This window comes from Corynebacterium sp. HMSC062A03 (assembly GCF_001811145.1).
GTDB lineage: Bacteria > Actinomycetota > Actinomycetes > Mycobacteriales > Mycobacteriaceae > Corynebacterium > Corynebacterium aurimucosum.
In genome coordinates this window covers 78,510-91,599 of the sequence record NZ_KV803689.1, presented here as the reverse complement: position 1 = coordinate 91,599, position 13,090 = coordinate 78,510, and the positions used below count along the sequence as shown (strand labels likewise).

General features: G+C 60.6%; 12 protein-coding genes and 1 tRNA gene. 4 read left to right on the top strand and 9 right to left on the bottom strand.

The window, feature by feature from the left end:
• Positions 1–119: 119 nt before the first annotated feature.
• The 4 genes from HMPREF2781_RS12425 to HMPREF2781_RS08940 form a co-directional block, all read right to left on the bottom strand.
• A complete protein-coding gene (locus tag HMPREF2781_RS12425) occupies positions 120–1,121 on the bottom strand; it encodes a hypothetical protein (protein WP_141750581.1) in 1,002 nt (333 codons plus the stop codon).
• A 216-nt stretch (positions 1,122–1,337) separates the two neighbouring features.
• Positions 1,338–1,757, bottom strand: coding sequence for a molybdenum cofactor biosynthesis protein MoaE (locus HMPREF2781_RS08950; protein ID WP_046647051.1), 420 nt, complete (start codon positions 1,755–1,757; stop codon positions 1,338–1,340).
• A complete protein-coding gene (locus HMPREF2781_RS08945) occupies positions 1,747–2,217 on the bottom strand; it encodes a MogA/MoaB family molybdenum cofactor biosynthesis protein (RefSeq protein ID WP_070645478.1) in 471 nt (156 codons plus the stop codon). The genes HMPREF2781_RS08950 and HMPREF2781_RS08945 overlap by 11 nt, the downstream gene beginning before the upstream one ends.
• Positions 2,214–3,365 carry a molybdopterin molybdotransferase MoeA gene (locus HMPREF2781_RS08940; RefSeq protein WP_070645475.1) on the bottom strand — a complete coding sequence of 384 codons (1,152 nt, stop codon included), beginning with the start codon at positions 3,363–3,365 and terminating at the stop codon, positions 2,214–2,216. Before HMPREF2781_RS08940 ends, HMPREF2781_RS08945 begins: the two co-directional genes overlap by 4 nt.
• Before the next feature lie 40 nt (positions 3,366–3,405).
• Here HMPREF2781_RS08940 and HMPREF2781_RS08935 point away from each other — a divergent pair, with 40 nt between their 5' ends.
• The gene (locus HMPREF2781_RS08935; protein ID WP_070444738.1) at positions 3,406–3,660 is read left to right on the top strand and encodes a MoaD/ThiS family protein; all 255 of its coding nucleotides are present in this window, start codon (positions 3,406–3,408) and stop codon (positions 3,658–3,660) included.
• Here the strand turns inward: HMPREF2781_RS08935 and HMPREF2781_RS08930 are convergent.
• Genes HMPREF2781_RS08930 through HMPREF2781_RS08915 form a run of 4 tightly spaced genes read right to left on the bottom strand, consistent with a single transcriptional unit; the run spans position 3,657 to position 8,203 of the window.
• Positions 3,657–4,028: a phage holin family protein gene (locus HMPREF2781_RS08930; protein ID WP_070645473.1), complete on the bottom strand. Its 372-nt coding sequence runs from the start codon at positions 4,026–4,028 to the stop codon at positions 3,657–3,659. The genes HMPREF2781_RS08935 and HMPREF2781_RS08930 overlap by 4 nt on opposite strands.
• 21 nt (positions 4,029–4,049) lie before the next feature.
• Entirely contained in the window at positions 4,050–5,108 is a 1,059-nt protein-coding gene (gene hisC / locus HMPREF2781_RS08925; RefSeq protein ID WP_070645471.1) for a histidinol-phosphate transaminase, read from the bottom strand.
• A 10-nt stretch (positions 5,109–5,118) separates the two neighbouring features.
• Positions 5,119–6,792: an alpha-keto acid decarboxylase family protein gene (locus HMPREF2781_RS08920; protein WP_070645469.1), complete on the bottom strand. Its 1,674-nt coding sequence runs from the start codon at positions 6,790–6,792 to the stop codon at positions 5,119–5,121.
• A 13-nt stretch (positions 6,793–6,805) separates the two neighbouring features.
• Entirely contained in the window at positions 6,806–8,203 is a 1,398-nt protein-coding gene (locus HMPREF2781_RS08915) for an amino acid permease (protein WP_083308552.1), read from the bottom strand.
• Positions 8,204–8,316: 113 nt separating this feature from the next.
• On the opposite strand from HMPREF2781_RS08915, the gene HMPREF2781_RS08910 reads away from it, so the two are divergent.
• Together HMPREF2781_RS08910 and HMPREF2781_RS08905 are read left to right on the top strand one after the other, a co-directional pair.
• Positions 8,317–9,471, top strand: coding sequence for a PucR family transcriptional regulator (locus HMPREF2781_RS08910; RefSeq protein ID WP_070645467.1), 1,155 nt, complete (start codon positions 8,317–8,319; stop codon positions 9,469–9,471).
• 45 nt (positions 9,472–9,516) lie between these two features.
• A tRNA-Ser gene (locus tag HMPREF2781_RS08905) sits at positions 9,517–9,605 on the top strand.
• A gap of 350 nt (positions 9,606–9,955) precedes the next feature.
• Here the strand turns inward: HMPREF2781_RS08905 and HMPREF2781_RS08900 are convergent.
• Positions 9,956–10,348, bottom strand: coding sequence for an NUDIX hydrolase (locus tag HMPREF2781_RS08900; RefSeq protein WP_070645465.1), 393 nt, complete (start codon positions 10,346–10,348; stop codon positions 9,956–9,958).
• 184 nt (positions 10,349–10,532) lie between these two features.
• Here HMPREF2781_RS08900 and HMPREF2781_RS08895 point away from each other — a divergent pair, with 184 nt between their 5' ends.
• Positions 10,533–13,073, top strand: coding sequence for a YhgE/Pip domain-containing protein (locus HMPREF2781_RS08895; protein WP_070645463.1), 2,541 nt, complete (start codon positions 10,533–10,535; stop codon positions 13,071–13,073).
• Positions 13,074–13,090 lie beyond the last annotated feature (17 nt).

Genomic DNA, 13,090 nt, shown 5'->3' with positions numbered 1-13,090 from the left:
ATATCAGGTGTCTACCTAACAGGGGTCAGGTCCGAAATGTCGGCTAGGCGCATCAGCCAGGCAGTGGACTTGCGATTTCCATGCGAGGTAAAGAGCAGAAAATAAAGCTCTTCTAGGCATTATTCCGTCCGTTTATCGAAAGGGTAAATAGACATCGGAATTGTGTATGCACCTTTTGCAGTACCACCTTGCATAAGCTGGCTAAGCTTCGCGATATGCGCGCCATCCTTATCCGCAGCTGGGTCTTTGAATGTAAAAGAATGTACGCGAAGCTCCTCAGCACCTTCAATCGGCTGAGTCACGATATATAGATTTCCGCCGTCGATAGTTGCAGATACAGGACGGCGATCTGCGCCGATTAGCGGTTCAGTTTCTTTAACTTCCTGACGCTCGAGATCAAGTGCCACGATCGTTCCTCGACTCGTAAAGTACGACACGCTTCCTTCTTCGTAGCGAGAGGACCTATTTACGCCTGGTATCGGCAGCCTTTCGATATTTCCTTCGTGTTTTAAAGTTGGTTTTTCATTCGAGGTACCAACCGAGACAACATACGCACCACCAGTATCGTCAGGAAAAGAAATATATGATTTTTCTTTCCCGCACCCAAGAGCAGAGAAGTATTCGGATGCGACTGTTCCGGCAGGTATATCAAGGCGAGATTCAGACAACAACCCGTCGACTCCCATACGCACAAGCGTTAAACCGCTTCCGTCATCTTCGTCACGTTCTATCCAGACAGCTTTTTCATCAGTACAAGCCCTTAACGCGACTGGTCTCCTATCGCGAGTTACCGTGCTTGTAGTTTCCTTAGTTGCGAGCACTATGCGGCTCGCATACGGACTATCGCTCATGCCTTCGTTAAAAACAAACACTGCTGCTTTATTGTCCACAGAACCAGCAGAAGCTGTTTGGGTCGGTAGACCTAAACCTGCGAGAGGTTTCTCAGATTGTTTGCGAAAATCTGAATCAAAGACAACCAATTGATCCTTATCTGGAGCCACATACCCTTCACCGAGCCTCTCCATCGAAGGGTTATACACCGATGCAAGTTCAGCGAGAGAGTCCACCTCATCAGTGCTCGTTCCAAAAACATAATTGTGATTATTTACGGAAGGAGTCACAGAGACAGCCCTAGCGATCCCGCCCCATTCCCAAGTAGTAAAAGACTTCGATGTCTGTGAACGCTCTTGCGCACACGAAGAAACGACAAGTGCACAGACGCCTAGAGCGCAAACCGCTAGGAGTTTTCGAAGTAGTGCTATGAGCATTGCGCTTTCACTTTCTGGATCTAAGCCCATTTCCCGTCCGTACCGAATTCCGACAGTGCATACAACTGTTTATTCCAGGCCTACCCACGTGGTGGTGTCATCGGTATGCAGCTGCTCTTTCCAGATGGGGACTTCCGCCTTGACGCGGTCGGCGCAGGTCGAAGCAGCCTCGAAGGCGTCCTTGCGGTGCGCGGAGGAAGCGGCGACGAGGAAGGCGGATTCGCCAATTGCTAGTGCTCCAGTCCGGTGCGCGCACCAGAGGCGCACGGCGGGGAAGGCAGCGGCGACCTCGCCGGCAACGCGCTCGATCTCTTCTTGGGCGCTGGGATGCGCGGTGTAGGTCAGGAGTTTCACACCCCGGCCGGAGTCGTGGTTGCGCACGATGCCGTCGAATAAAACGACGGCGCCGGTTTCAGCGGTGGCGATGTCGGGGGCTGAGATAGGCTCAGCGCTGATGTGGGCGCCGAGTAAGCCGAAGTTAGTGCTCATGAATGCCTTCCAGCTGGTTGATGATGTGGTTAAGCACCGGTTCGAGGACCGCGCAGCCGTCCTTGGCCGCACCCGTGGAGCCGGGCAGGGCCATGGCGAAAGTGGACCCGGTGACTCCGGCAACCGTGCGGGAGAGCGCCGCAGTGGGGATGCCGGCGGAGTGCGCGTAGAAGGCGTGGGCCAGGCCGGGGAGCTCGCGCTCGAGATGCGGGGTGAGTGCTTCGACGGTGCGGTCATCCGGTGTGATGCCGGTGCCGCCGGAGGTGAGGATGACGGAGGGGGCATCGGCGAAGGCGGTGGCCAAGGCGGCGTCGATGTCGGCGTCCGCGACAACGAGGGGCTGCGGGGTATCGAAGCCCTGCTCACGCAGGAAGTTCACCAAGATGGGGCCGGAGCGGTCCTCGTACTCGCCGGCGGCGGCGCGGGTTGAGGCAACAATAACGAGTGCGCGGTGGGTCATGAGAGTGGGAATACCTCCACGAGGTCGCCGGCTGAAAGCTGCGTGTTAGCCGGGATACGGATGAGGGCGTTAGCGCCGATGGCCTGGGACATTAGGTGGGAGCTGGTGCCGCCGAGGAAGGAGGCGTGGGCTGTGCCATCGGAAATACTGATAGTTCCACGGCGGAACTGCTCGCGGTTGTTGAGTCCGTCTGCGGATTCAACAAGGTGCGCGCGAACCGGCTCTGAGGCATGGCCAAGGACGGGTGCCAAATAGAGGCGGAAGCTCACCAGCGTGGAGATGGGGTTGCCGGGAAAGCAGACTACGGGGACGTCGCCAAGGCGGGACAGGCCCTGCGGGCCACCCGGCTGTTGCGCCACGTGGCCGAACCAGCCGTCTTCTTCGAAGATTTGGCGGATGACCTCGAATTTTCCATGGGAGATGCCACCGGAGGTGACGATGACATCGGGGCGGTGGGTAATGACTGCTTCGGCGAGGTCCGCGCGCAGGGCAGAAGGATCGTCGTTCGTGCGCACGAAGCCAGCCACGTCGATGCCATACTGCCTGGCCAAAGCTGCGAGCATTGGCGCATTGGAATCGGGGATGGTGGCCCCACCTTCGCCACCTATTTCAGCGCCACCGGTACAGATGAGGATGCGGGCGGGCGCGACGGTGAGGACCTCGGTCAGGCCCTGGGAGGCGAGGGTGGCGATGGAGGGGGCGTCGAGAAGCGCGTGCTCGTTGATGAGCGTTGTGCCTGCCTTGACGTCGGAGCCCGCGCGGCGGATGAACTGCTCAGGGGCTGCCGGCACCGTGACCGTGGCGCCTTCCTCCGGGAAGCGTGGGGGCTCGCAGTGCTCGACGGGGACGATGGTGACGGTGCCCTCGGGGATTTTCGCGCCGGTCATGATGGGCAGGGCGGTGCCTTGCTCGAGCGAGCCCGGGGGATCCCCCGCCGCGATAGTGCGGCCGACGGTGAAGGTGCCGCCGTCACATGTGGGAAGCGCATAGCCGTCCATCTGTGAATTATCGAAAGGCGGCAGGTTGTGTTCGGCGCGGTACGTCGCGGCGGCGCGGCGTCCGAAGGCGCTGTTCAGGGGAGTGGACACCACCCGGGGCTGCGGAAGGGCCGCGCGAACGGCGGCGAGGTGTTCCTCATAGGTGCGCATCAGGTTCCTTCCTGTCACGGAGGCTGGCATAGTGGCAGCCATGGTTGACATACACTACTTTGCCGCAGCTCGCGCCGCCGCGGGGCGCGCGCAGGACACAGCGCAGGCAGCGACGCTGGGGGAGTTGCTGGACGTGTTGCGTGCTCAGCATACCGGCAGCACCGAGGCCGGAATGAGCTTTGCGGAGGTGCTGGAGCGCTGCACCTTCCTGGTGGATGGCGCGAGCGCTACCGAGGACGCCGTGCTTGCCGACGCCTCCCGCGTCGACGTCCTCCCGCCTTTCGCTGGGGGTTAGTGTCGAGTTCGCAGCGGGCTGGTGAAGAAGTTCACCACGCCGGAAACGATCGCGAGAACAATCGCGCCGATGATGGCGGCGCCCCAGCCGTCGATGACGAGTGAATCCATCAGCGCGCTGACGAGGAGCAGGACCGCGCCGTTGATGACGAGCGCGAAGAGGCCCAGGGTGAGGCAGGTCAGCGGGGCGCCGAGGAAGCGGAGCACCGGGGTGACGACCTCATTGACGATGATGAAGACCGCCGCGATGAGCAGGAAATTCTGGGTGCTAGCGGGGACGATGTCGATTCCGGGGACAATCGCCACCACGGCCCAGAAGGCCACCGCGACGGCAATGACGTTGAGTGCAAAATTGATAAATGTCTTCACAACTGCACTCTAACGCGGAAACTACTCCTCTGCAGCGAAGGCAACGTCCCACGCCTTAAGCAGCACGTCGGTTTCCTCAGCTGTGGTCACGGTGACGCGCACGCCCTCAGGGAAGGCGCGGACGAGAACGTCATTCTCGGCAAGCTGTGCAGCAACGTCCTGCGGGGAGCCTAGCTTCGCAATGGAGTCGGCGGCGAACCAGATGTGGTTGGCCTGGGATTCCGGCACACCAAAGTCGGCGAAGTGCTCCACCAGGCGGTCGCGCTGCTCCACGGTCTCGTCGGTGCGCTCACGCAGCTCCTTCTGGGCGGACAGCGAGGCCACAGCGCCAGCTTGTGCCACCGAGTTCACGGAGAACGGGATGGCCACCTTGCTTAGCGCCTCGATGATCTCGGCGTTGCCGAAGGCATAGCCTAAACGGATGCCGGCCAGGCCATAGGCCTTGGAGAAGGTGCGCAGGCCAATGACGTTGTCGTGAGTGTGGACGTAGTCGGTGGCCAGCGGGACGGCGTCGTTGCGGTTGTACTCGATGTAGGCCTCATCGAGCGCCACGATGACGTCCTTCGGGACCTTGGCCAGGAAGGCGTCGAGCTCCTCCTTGGTGATGATGGAGCCGGTGGGGTTATTCGGGTTGCACACGAAGATCAGGCGGGTCTTGTCCGTGATGGCAGCCGCCATGGCCTCCAAGTCCACGCGGTGATCCGCGGTGAGCGGGACCTTGACCGGGGTAGCGCCCACGACCTGCGCGAAGATGGGATAAGCCTCGAAGGAGCGCCAGGGGAAGACAATCTCATCACCGGGCACCGAGGTGATCTGCACCAGCTGCTGGCAGATGGCGGAGGAACCCGCGCCGCAGGTGACCTGCTCCGGTGTGACGCCGAGGTTTTCGGCGAGCGCCTTGCGGATTTCCACCGCGCCCATATCCGGGTAGCGGTTGACGTGCGCGGCTGCAGCTTCCATGGCCTTGAGCGCGCCGGGCAGCGGCTCCTGAGTTGCCTCATTGGAGGAGAGCTTCAAGGCGTGCTCGGCGTTCTTTCCGGGAACGTAGGCGGGCAGGGAGGAAAGGTCTGGTCGAATCATGTTCTCCACCTTAGGCGTTGCGGGGCCCACGAGGCCCGAAGTCGAAGTCAGCGGTCTGCGGCCCGAAGGCCTGAAGGCCCTTCGGCGCGTCGAAAGCATCAAGACGCACCTCGAGGAAGGCGCCGCGCTCTGGGTGAGCAGCGATGTCGTCTAGGGCCTTCGCCAGCTCGCCTTCGGTTGAGGCCACGTAGGACTCCATCGTGGTGTCCTTCTTGAAGGCCTTCGGCAGAGCCGTGTAATCCCACATCTGGATCTCGTTGTATTCGCGTTCCATGCCCAGGATGTAGCGCTCGATGGTGTAGCCATCGTTGTTCACCAACACGATGATGGGCTTCAAGTCCTGACGCAGGATAGTGGACAGCTCCTGGGCGGTGAGCTGGAAGGAGCCATCACCGATGAAGAGAACATGGCGGCGCTCCGGGTTGGCCAGCTGTGAGCCCAGCACGCAGGGCAGGGTAAAGCCGATGGAGCCCCAAATGGTGGAGTTAATGTACTGCACGCCCTCGGGCATGCGCTGCTGGCCCAAGCCAATGTTGGAGGTGCCGGCTTCGGCGATGACCACGTCATCGTCCTGGATGAAGCCGAGCATCTGCGGCCAGATGCGCTCCTGGGTCAGCGGGGCATCCGGGTTCGGCTCGAAGGGCTCGGGTTCGAAGGCCGCGCTTGGCGACGTCTCGGCTTCCTGGATGCGGTCGAGGAGGACGTCGAGAAGCTCCAGCGTATTGATGCCCACGAAGAACTCGCCGTCGGCGTTGAGGTGCTGGTCGCCGAAGTTATAGACGCGGGCATCGGCCAGGTTGTGGGTGAAGGAGCCGGAGTTGACCTCGATGAAGCGCGGGTTCGTGGTGACCAGGAAGTCGGATTTTTCGATGCGTTCCTGCACGCCTGGTGCGGAGGCCGCACCGTTATAGGTGCCGATGAACAGCGGGTGGCGCTCAGACAGGATGGCCTTGCCGGAGGAAAGCTGGGAGTAAGGCAGCTGGGCCTTGTCGATGATGGCGCGGAGCTTCTCCGTGAAACCGTGGCGGTTGGTGTCCTGATCGATGAGGATGATCGGGTCTTTGGCCTTCGCCAAGTGCTCCAGCACGTAGTCCGCGGCAGCGTTCAGGCGCTCCGGATCGGAGGGTGCCAGCTTGGTGGAGAAAGGCTCGTCGGGGACCTCGATGGTCAGGTGCGTGATATCGGAAGGAATCTGGATGTGCACCGGGCGCTTCTCGCGCAGGCAGGTGTGCAGGGCGCGGTCGAATTCCTCGACCACGTTCATGGGGGACACGCGCGTGGCCACTTCGGTGAAGGGCGCGAAGGAATCGAGCATGTTGGCAAAGTCGCCGTCGGCAAGCGAGTGGTGCAGGTTCCAGCGGAATTCGGTCGCATACTGCGGCGGCGCGCCTGCCAACGACACCAGCGGGACGTGCTCGGCACGTGCGCCCGCAATGCCGTTGAGCGCGGAAAGCTCGCCCACGCCATAGGTGGTGAGCAGGCAGCCCACGCCGCGTTGGCGGGCGTAGCCGTCAGCGGCATAGGCGGCGTTGAGCTCGTTGCAGGCGCCGACGAAGCGGATGCCCTCGGAGGCCTCGATCTGCTCGAGGAAGCTCAGGTTGAAATCACCGGGCACGCCGATGATTTCAGTAATACCGATGGCCTTGAGGCGGTCCAGGATGAAATCACCAATGGTGGTCTGCATGAGAGGGTCCTTTCTATGTGTTTCGTGCGTCGTGGCGCTTCTTCCCCAGCCAGATGAGTGCCAAGGTCACAATCCAACAGGGTAGGACAATGGCACCGGTGCGGTAGTCCGGCAGCATGAACATCAAAGCGATGACGAGGGCGAAGAAGGCCAAGCACAGGTAGTTAGCGATGGGGTAGAGGGGCGCGCGGAAAGCAGCATCCGGGCAGCGTTTGCGGAAGTTCAGGTGAGCTACGGCGATGGCGGACCAGGAGATGAGCTCCGCGCCCACGATGATGGCGAGGAGAACAATCAGGATTTTGCCCTCGAAGAGGAAATTAAGCAGCACGGCAGAACCCATGAGCAGGGAGTTGAAGAGCAGGGCGCGAACCGGCACGCCCTTAGCGCTGACGGAGTTGAAGAAGGGCGGAGCTTGGCCGCCGCGGGAGAGATCCCGCAACATGCGCGCGCCGGAGAAGGTCATGGTGTTGAACACGGAGACGGCGGCGACGAGCACGATGAGGTTGAGGCCCGTGGCGGCAGCCGTGATACCTAGGGTGCTCAGCGCGCGTACGAAGGGTGAGGTGGAAGTATCGAGTTCGTTCCACGGAGCGAGCAGCACGATGATGCCGATGCCGCCGACGTAGAAGATGAGGATGCGCCAGATCACGTTGTTGATGGCCTTGGGCAGGCTTTTAGCGGGATCCTGCGCCTCGCCCGCGGCGGTGCCGATGGAGATGATGCCGCCGAAGGAGAAAATAACAGCGACGAGGGAAAAGAGCACACCGGGGGCACCGTTGGGGAAGAAACCGCCGTGCTCGGTGATATTGCTTAAGCCCAGGGCCGGCTCCGGGGTGAGGCCAAAGATGATGGCCGCGCCGACGACGATCATGAGGATGAGCGCGGCAACCTTGATGAGCGAAAGCCAGAATTCTGCCTCGGCGAAGGCGCCGACGTGCACCAGGTTGATGGCGGTGACGATGACGAGAGCGACGAGGGCGGTGAGCCAGTGCGGGATGCCGGGGAACCAGAAATCCATGATGGTGCCAGCGGCGGTAAGCTCCACCATGCCGACAACGATGGTGGTAAACCACCAGTTCCAACCAGTGACAAAGCCGGCGATGGGGCCGATGTATTCGCGGGCGTAGGCGCTAAAAGAGCCGGCGACGGGGTGCTCCACGGCCATCTCACCGAGCATGCGCATGATGAGGAAGATGATGAAACCGCCGATGGCATAGGCGGCGATAACACCCGGACCGGCCTCCTGGATGGAGGCGCCCGAGCCTAAGAAGAGGCCCGTGCCGATGCACGAGCCAAAAGCGATCATCTGCAGATGGCGCGACTTCATGCCGCGCTGCAGGCCGTCGTCTGTACTGGCGTTGTCGCTGGCGACAACGTCCTGTGCTCTGACGGAATTGTTGGTTGTGGTCATGTAGACGCCCTTCATGAACGTATATCTGTGACGTGAGTCATTGAACTGTAGGAGATTATTGCGCACCACAGTTTTGTTTGTCACTAGACAATATTCGGAAGTATCTTTGACATATGTCAAAAGTGACACCCCCGCAGCTGACGAGCATTCAGGATATCGTCGACGAATGCGCCCAGATCCTGCAGCGCTCCGTCGAGGTGACTACCCCCGCCATCGCGGTGATTGCGGCCAGTGCCCAGATTGGTGCCATCGATAAGAACCGTGCGGCCTCTATTCTTAACCGCACCCCGCCCCCAGAGCCGATCCCGTGGATGTTGAGCTTCGGTATTCAAGAGGCTGTGCTGCCGGTTCGCCTGCCCGCCAACCCGCGCTATGACATGCTGCCTCGCGTGGTCATCCCCCTGCGCCACGAGGATCGGCTCGTGGGCTACCTGTGGATTATTGATGAGCCCGCGCTGGGTGATGCCCCCTTGGTCCGCCTCGGTTCTTTAACGGCTCCGCTAGCCAGGCTTATCGACGAACGCGATGCGCCCCTCGCCGCCCGCGCCCAACAGCTCGGTGAGCTGGCCCGCGAGGTGCTTACCGGTGATCTGGCCGCGCTGGCCGGGGCGCGTGAGCGCGATCTTTTGCCCTCTGATGGCGAGCTGACCGTGCATCGCGTGCTGGTGGAAGGCGATCAGCGCGCGGTGGCCGTGGAGCTTGCCCGCCCGCTGGTGCGCCGGCCCTTCCTGGTTGCGGATTCTCACGATTCCCTCGTGCTTGTCGAGTGCCGCCGCGATGACAAGGACACCGAGGCCCTTATGGAGGAGCTACAGAGTGCGTCGCTCGTCGCCGGCGCCGAGGTGGTAGCCCGCGGCTCGGCGCCGACGGCCCCGCAGGCGCGACTCATGGCGGACGTGGCCAAACTCTGCGGCCAGGACTCGCTGCGCTGGGAAGAGGCGGGCGCGTGGCGCCTGCTGCGTGGATGGGAACTGACCCCCGCGACGGTGGTGGCGATGAGCCCGGATGCCGCGGTGCTTCTCGACGACCCCCGCAACTCCTACTGGCACACCCTGCTGACCTATTTTGAGCATTCCCGCAATGTCTCTGCGACCGCTAATGCGCTCTACATTCACCGCGCTACTCTGCATTACCGCCTAGACCGCGTGCGTGAGATCCTCGGGCCCGACGTGCTCGATGATGGCTGGCGTTGCGCGGCTCTTTACGTTGCCCTCAAGCTGCACGCGGCGCTTCAGGGAAAGAATAGGGAAGCCCCATTTTGTCCATAGGGGAAGCGCTCAGGTAGAGTGATGGACGATTCATTGCGAATCGCTGGAGACGTGCCAGAGCGGCCGAATGGGGCTCCCTGCTAAGGAGTTGACTTACTTGCGTAGGTCCGGAGGTTCAAATCCTCTCGTCTCCGCAAACTACAGAACCCGAGTCATCGTTTCACCGGTGGCTCGGGTTCTGCGTTTTGTTGTTTTAGATAGGCATTTCTGACTTCTAGTGGGCATCGAGTGCTTCCCACACGGCTTCTTTGTCGTTGAGATCGATAAGAGCCGGCCCTCCGCAATCGAAAGAGGGGAGTTCAGCCTTAGCATTCATGCAGTCTATGTTAGCCGAGGGGGCACTGGCGGTCGCTGGTCGCTGTAGAAAACGTGACACATGATGTCATCTGGAGCCAAGTCTCTCCAATTGTCCCCGTTCGGGGTACCTTTTCGCATCTAAGGCCCTGATTTTCGAGATTTTGAGGCCTTATTTACGAAAACGGACCTACCCAGCCAGCGCGGGGAAGACGCGGTCACGCAACAGGTGCGCAAGCTCGCGGTCGGGGGCCGCTGGGTTGACCCAGGCGGTGTCGCCGATTTCGGCGGCCGCCTGGGGTTCGTCGGCGGTGATGGTGCGGGTGCAGGTGAAGATGGTGCCGACGACGACCTCGCCCGGTTCGTTGGCGGCGGGAGCGTCGAAGGTGCCGAGTTCGTTGAGGCTCTCGGCGTCGAGGGTGAGGCCTACTTCTTCGGCGACTTCGCGCAGGGCGGCGTCGACAAGCGCTTCGCCCGCCTCAGGCTTGCCGCCGGGCAGCTGGTACTTGGTGGAGGACTTCTTGCGCACGGTAAGCACGTGGCCTTGCGGGTTGCGGATGACGACGGCTGCGACTTCAATCATGGCCGCCGATTGTAGTGGGTAGTGAAAGTGCTAGAAAAATTTGTTTATCAATACAAGTTGGCGGGGTGTGGGCAAGGGTTTTGTTTCAGCAAACCATATCAATCGTTAATTGTTAATCATGGAAATTACGTTATGGGTTTCGGCAGGTTAGAGACTCGAAGCTTCAACGGGTACACTGCCTTCAGTGCGCCAAAGTTGGAAGATTTTTATCAGAGATGTAGCCAGGCTTGGCCGCGTCCCCAGGGCGTGGATCATCCTCATCGGACTCATCATCACCCCCGCGTTGTATTCATGGGTGAACATCGCGGCTTTTCGTGACCCTTATGGCCATACCAACAACATCAAGGTGGCCGTGGTCAACGAGGATAAGGGTGCTAACAATGAGCTCACTGGGGACATTGATGTTGGCAGCGAGGTCATTGAGAAACTGAAAAAGAATGACCAGATAGGCTGGCAATTCCTTGAGCGCGACGAAGCCGAGAAAGCCCTTTTAGAGGGAGACGTGTATGCCTCAGTGACGATTCCGGAGGACTTCAGTGAGAACCTCGTGAGCATGCTCGACGGGAAGTTCACGCAGCCGCAGCTGGTCTACCGCGTCAACGAGAAGAACAACGCCATCGCCGTGAAGATTACGGATACCGGTGCCAATGGTCTGGACAAGCAGATCACGGCAGCCTTTAAGGAGCAGGTGGCCACCGTCGCTGCGGAGAACGTCAAGGACACCGGTACCGACTTTGAGCGAAAAGTCACGCGCGCGATGAACAACACCAGCTCCTCTTTTGGGGAGACCGCGCAGGAGATTGACGGCAACCGCGAGAACCTCGCGCGGATCCAGGGAAAGCTTGACGCCGCTGCTGACTCCACGTTGGGAGCTAAGTCTACGGTGGCCAATGTGAGTGCTGCGCTGGGCGACGCCCAAACCGCCCTCGCCGAGGTCTCCTCCCTGGTCGAGCAGGCCCAAGGTGGTATTGGGGACTTCACCGACCAGACCACCGGCGCTTTCGTCAACGGTGCGACTGCGGTGGCGGACGGCACCGCCCAGGCGCAGGAATCCATCGCTGATGTCACCGCTGGCCTGAACCAGGCCGGTGACCGCTTCGATTACGCCACGCAGCGGGCTAATACCGCCATTGATGCGAGCGCAGAATCGATTGCGCAGCTTAAAGCCCTGCGCGATTCCGCAACACTCTCACCGCAGGTGGCTAAGGAAATTGATGACGCCATCCAGCGCCTTGATGAGGGTAATGAATCCAACCGCCAGTTGGTGGGAAACCTCAGCGCGCTGAGCAAGGATACCCAGGCCGCGGCGGATAACGTGCAGGCTAGCGCGGAGGCCATTAATCAGGCGGCGGCCGATACCAAGGCCACCTCGCAGACGCTGCGCGATACCGTGACGTCCGCCGTGCCCGAAATCAACCGCGCCATGAGCAATCTGAGCTCCATGGCGAGCGCTTTGAGCTCTACCCTGGAAGCCCAGAAGGGCACCATGCAGGAGGCAGACGGTCTCCTAGATGGTGTGGCCCAGCAGCTGCGTGCCACGAAGGACACCTTGTCTGATTTCGATGCCAACCTCCTTGCCCTGCAAGACAGTTTGCGCGCTATGCAGGGCGATGTGGGTTCGCTGCGAGCCGCAATGAACTCCAAAGTCGTTCAGGATGTCACCGGGCTGGATGCGGAAGAAATCGGTAGGTTCTTTGCCGAACCCATCGAGCTGAAGACCGAAACCGTGTACCCGGTGGACAGCTACGGCTCCGCCATGGCGGCGCTGTTTACCAACCTCTCCTTGTGGATTGGTGCCTTCGTCCTCATGGTGATCTTCCGGGTCGAGGTGGATAAGGAAGGCTTCGACCGCGTCACAGTGGGCCAGGCCTACTTGGGCCGCTTCCTCCTCATGGCCTTGATGGTTATCATCCAGGCCATCACGGTGACCGTCGGTGACCTGCTCATTGGCGTGCAGACCGTGAATGCGCCGGCTTTCGTCCTGACAGGCATACTCGTGGGACTGGCCTACTTGAGCATTATTTACGCACTGTCCTCATCCCTGGGACACCTGGGACGTGGCCTCTGCGTGGTCTTTGTCATTATCCAGATTCCGGGTGCTTCGGGCCTGTACCCGATTGAGCTTTTGCCCAACTTCTTCCACACCATCTACCCACTACTGCCATTCACGTACGGCATCGATGCCATGCGCGAAACCATCGGTGGGTTCTACGGCAACCACTACTTCAAGAACATGGCCGTGCTCGCCTTCATGTTCATTCTGTTCTTCGTCTTCGGCCTGCTGCTGCGTAAGGCGTTGGCGCACTTCAATGTCATCTTTAACCGCGAGCTGCGGGATACCGAGCTCTTTGACTATGAAAACGTGCAGGTTGTCGGCTCGGGCTACCGCATCGCGGACGTCATCCAGGCGCTGGATAGCCGCAGTGGCCTGAAGAAGGATCTGGACCGCCGCGCGCATGACTGGGGCTATTGGCTCAAGCTGGTGGGCATCGCCGGTGTTATCGGTGTGGTGATCCTCATCGTCGTCTCGGGTCTCTTGCCCGACCAGAAGCCGCTGCTTCTGGCCATTTGGACGGCATGGTGCTTCCTCATCATTATCGCCGCGGTCACCCTGGAGTACCTGCGCATTAGCCTGAAGCAGTCCGCAGAGCTGGTGACGTTGGATGAGGATGACATCAAACATCCAGCGCGCATTGGCGCGGAGTCCACGGAGGGGGATAACTAATGCGTGGAACACTCGAA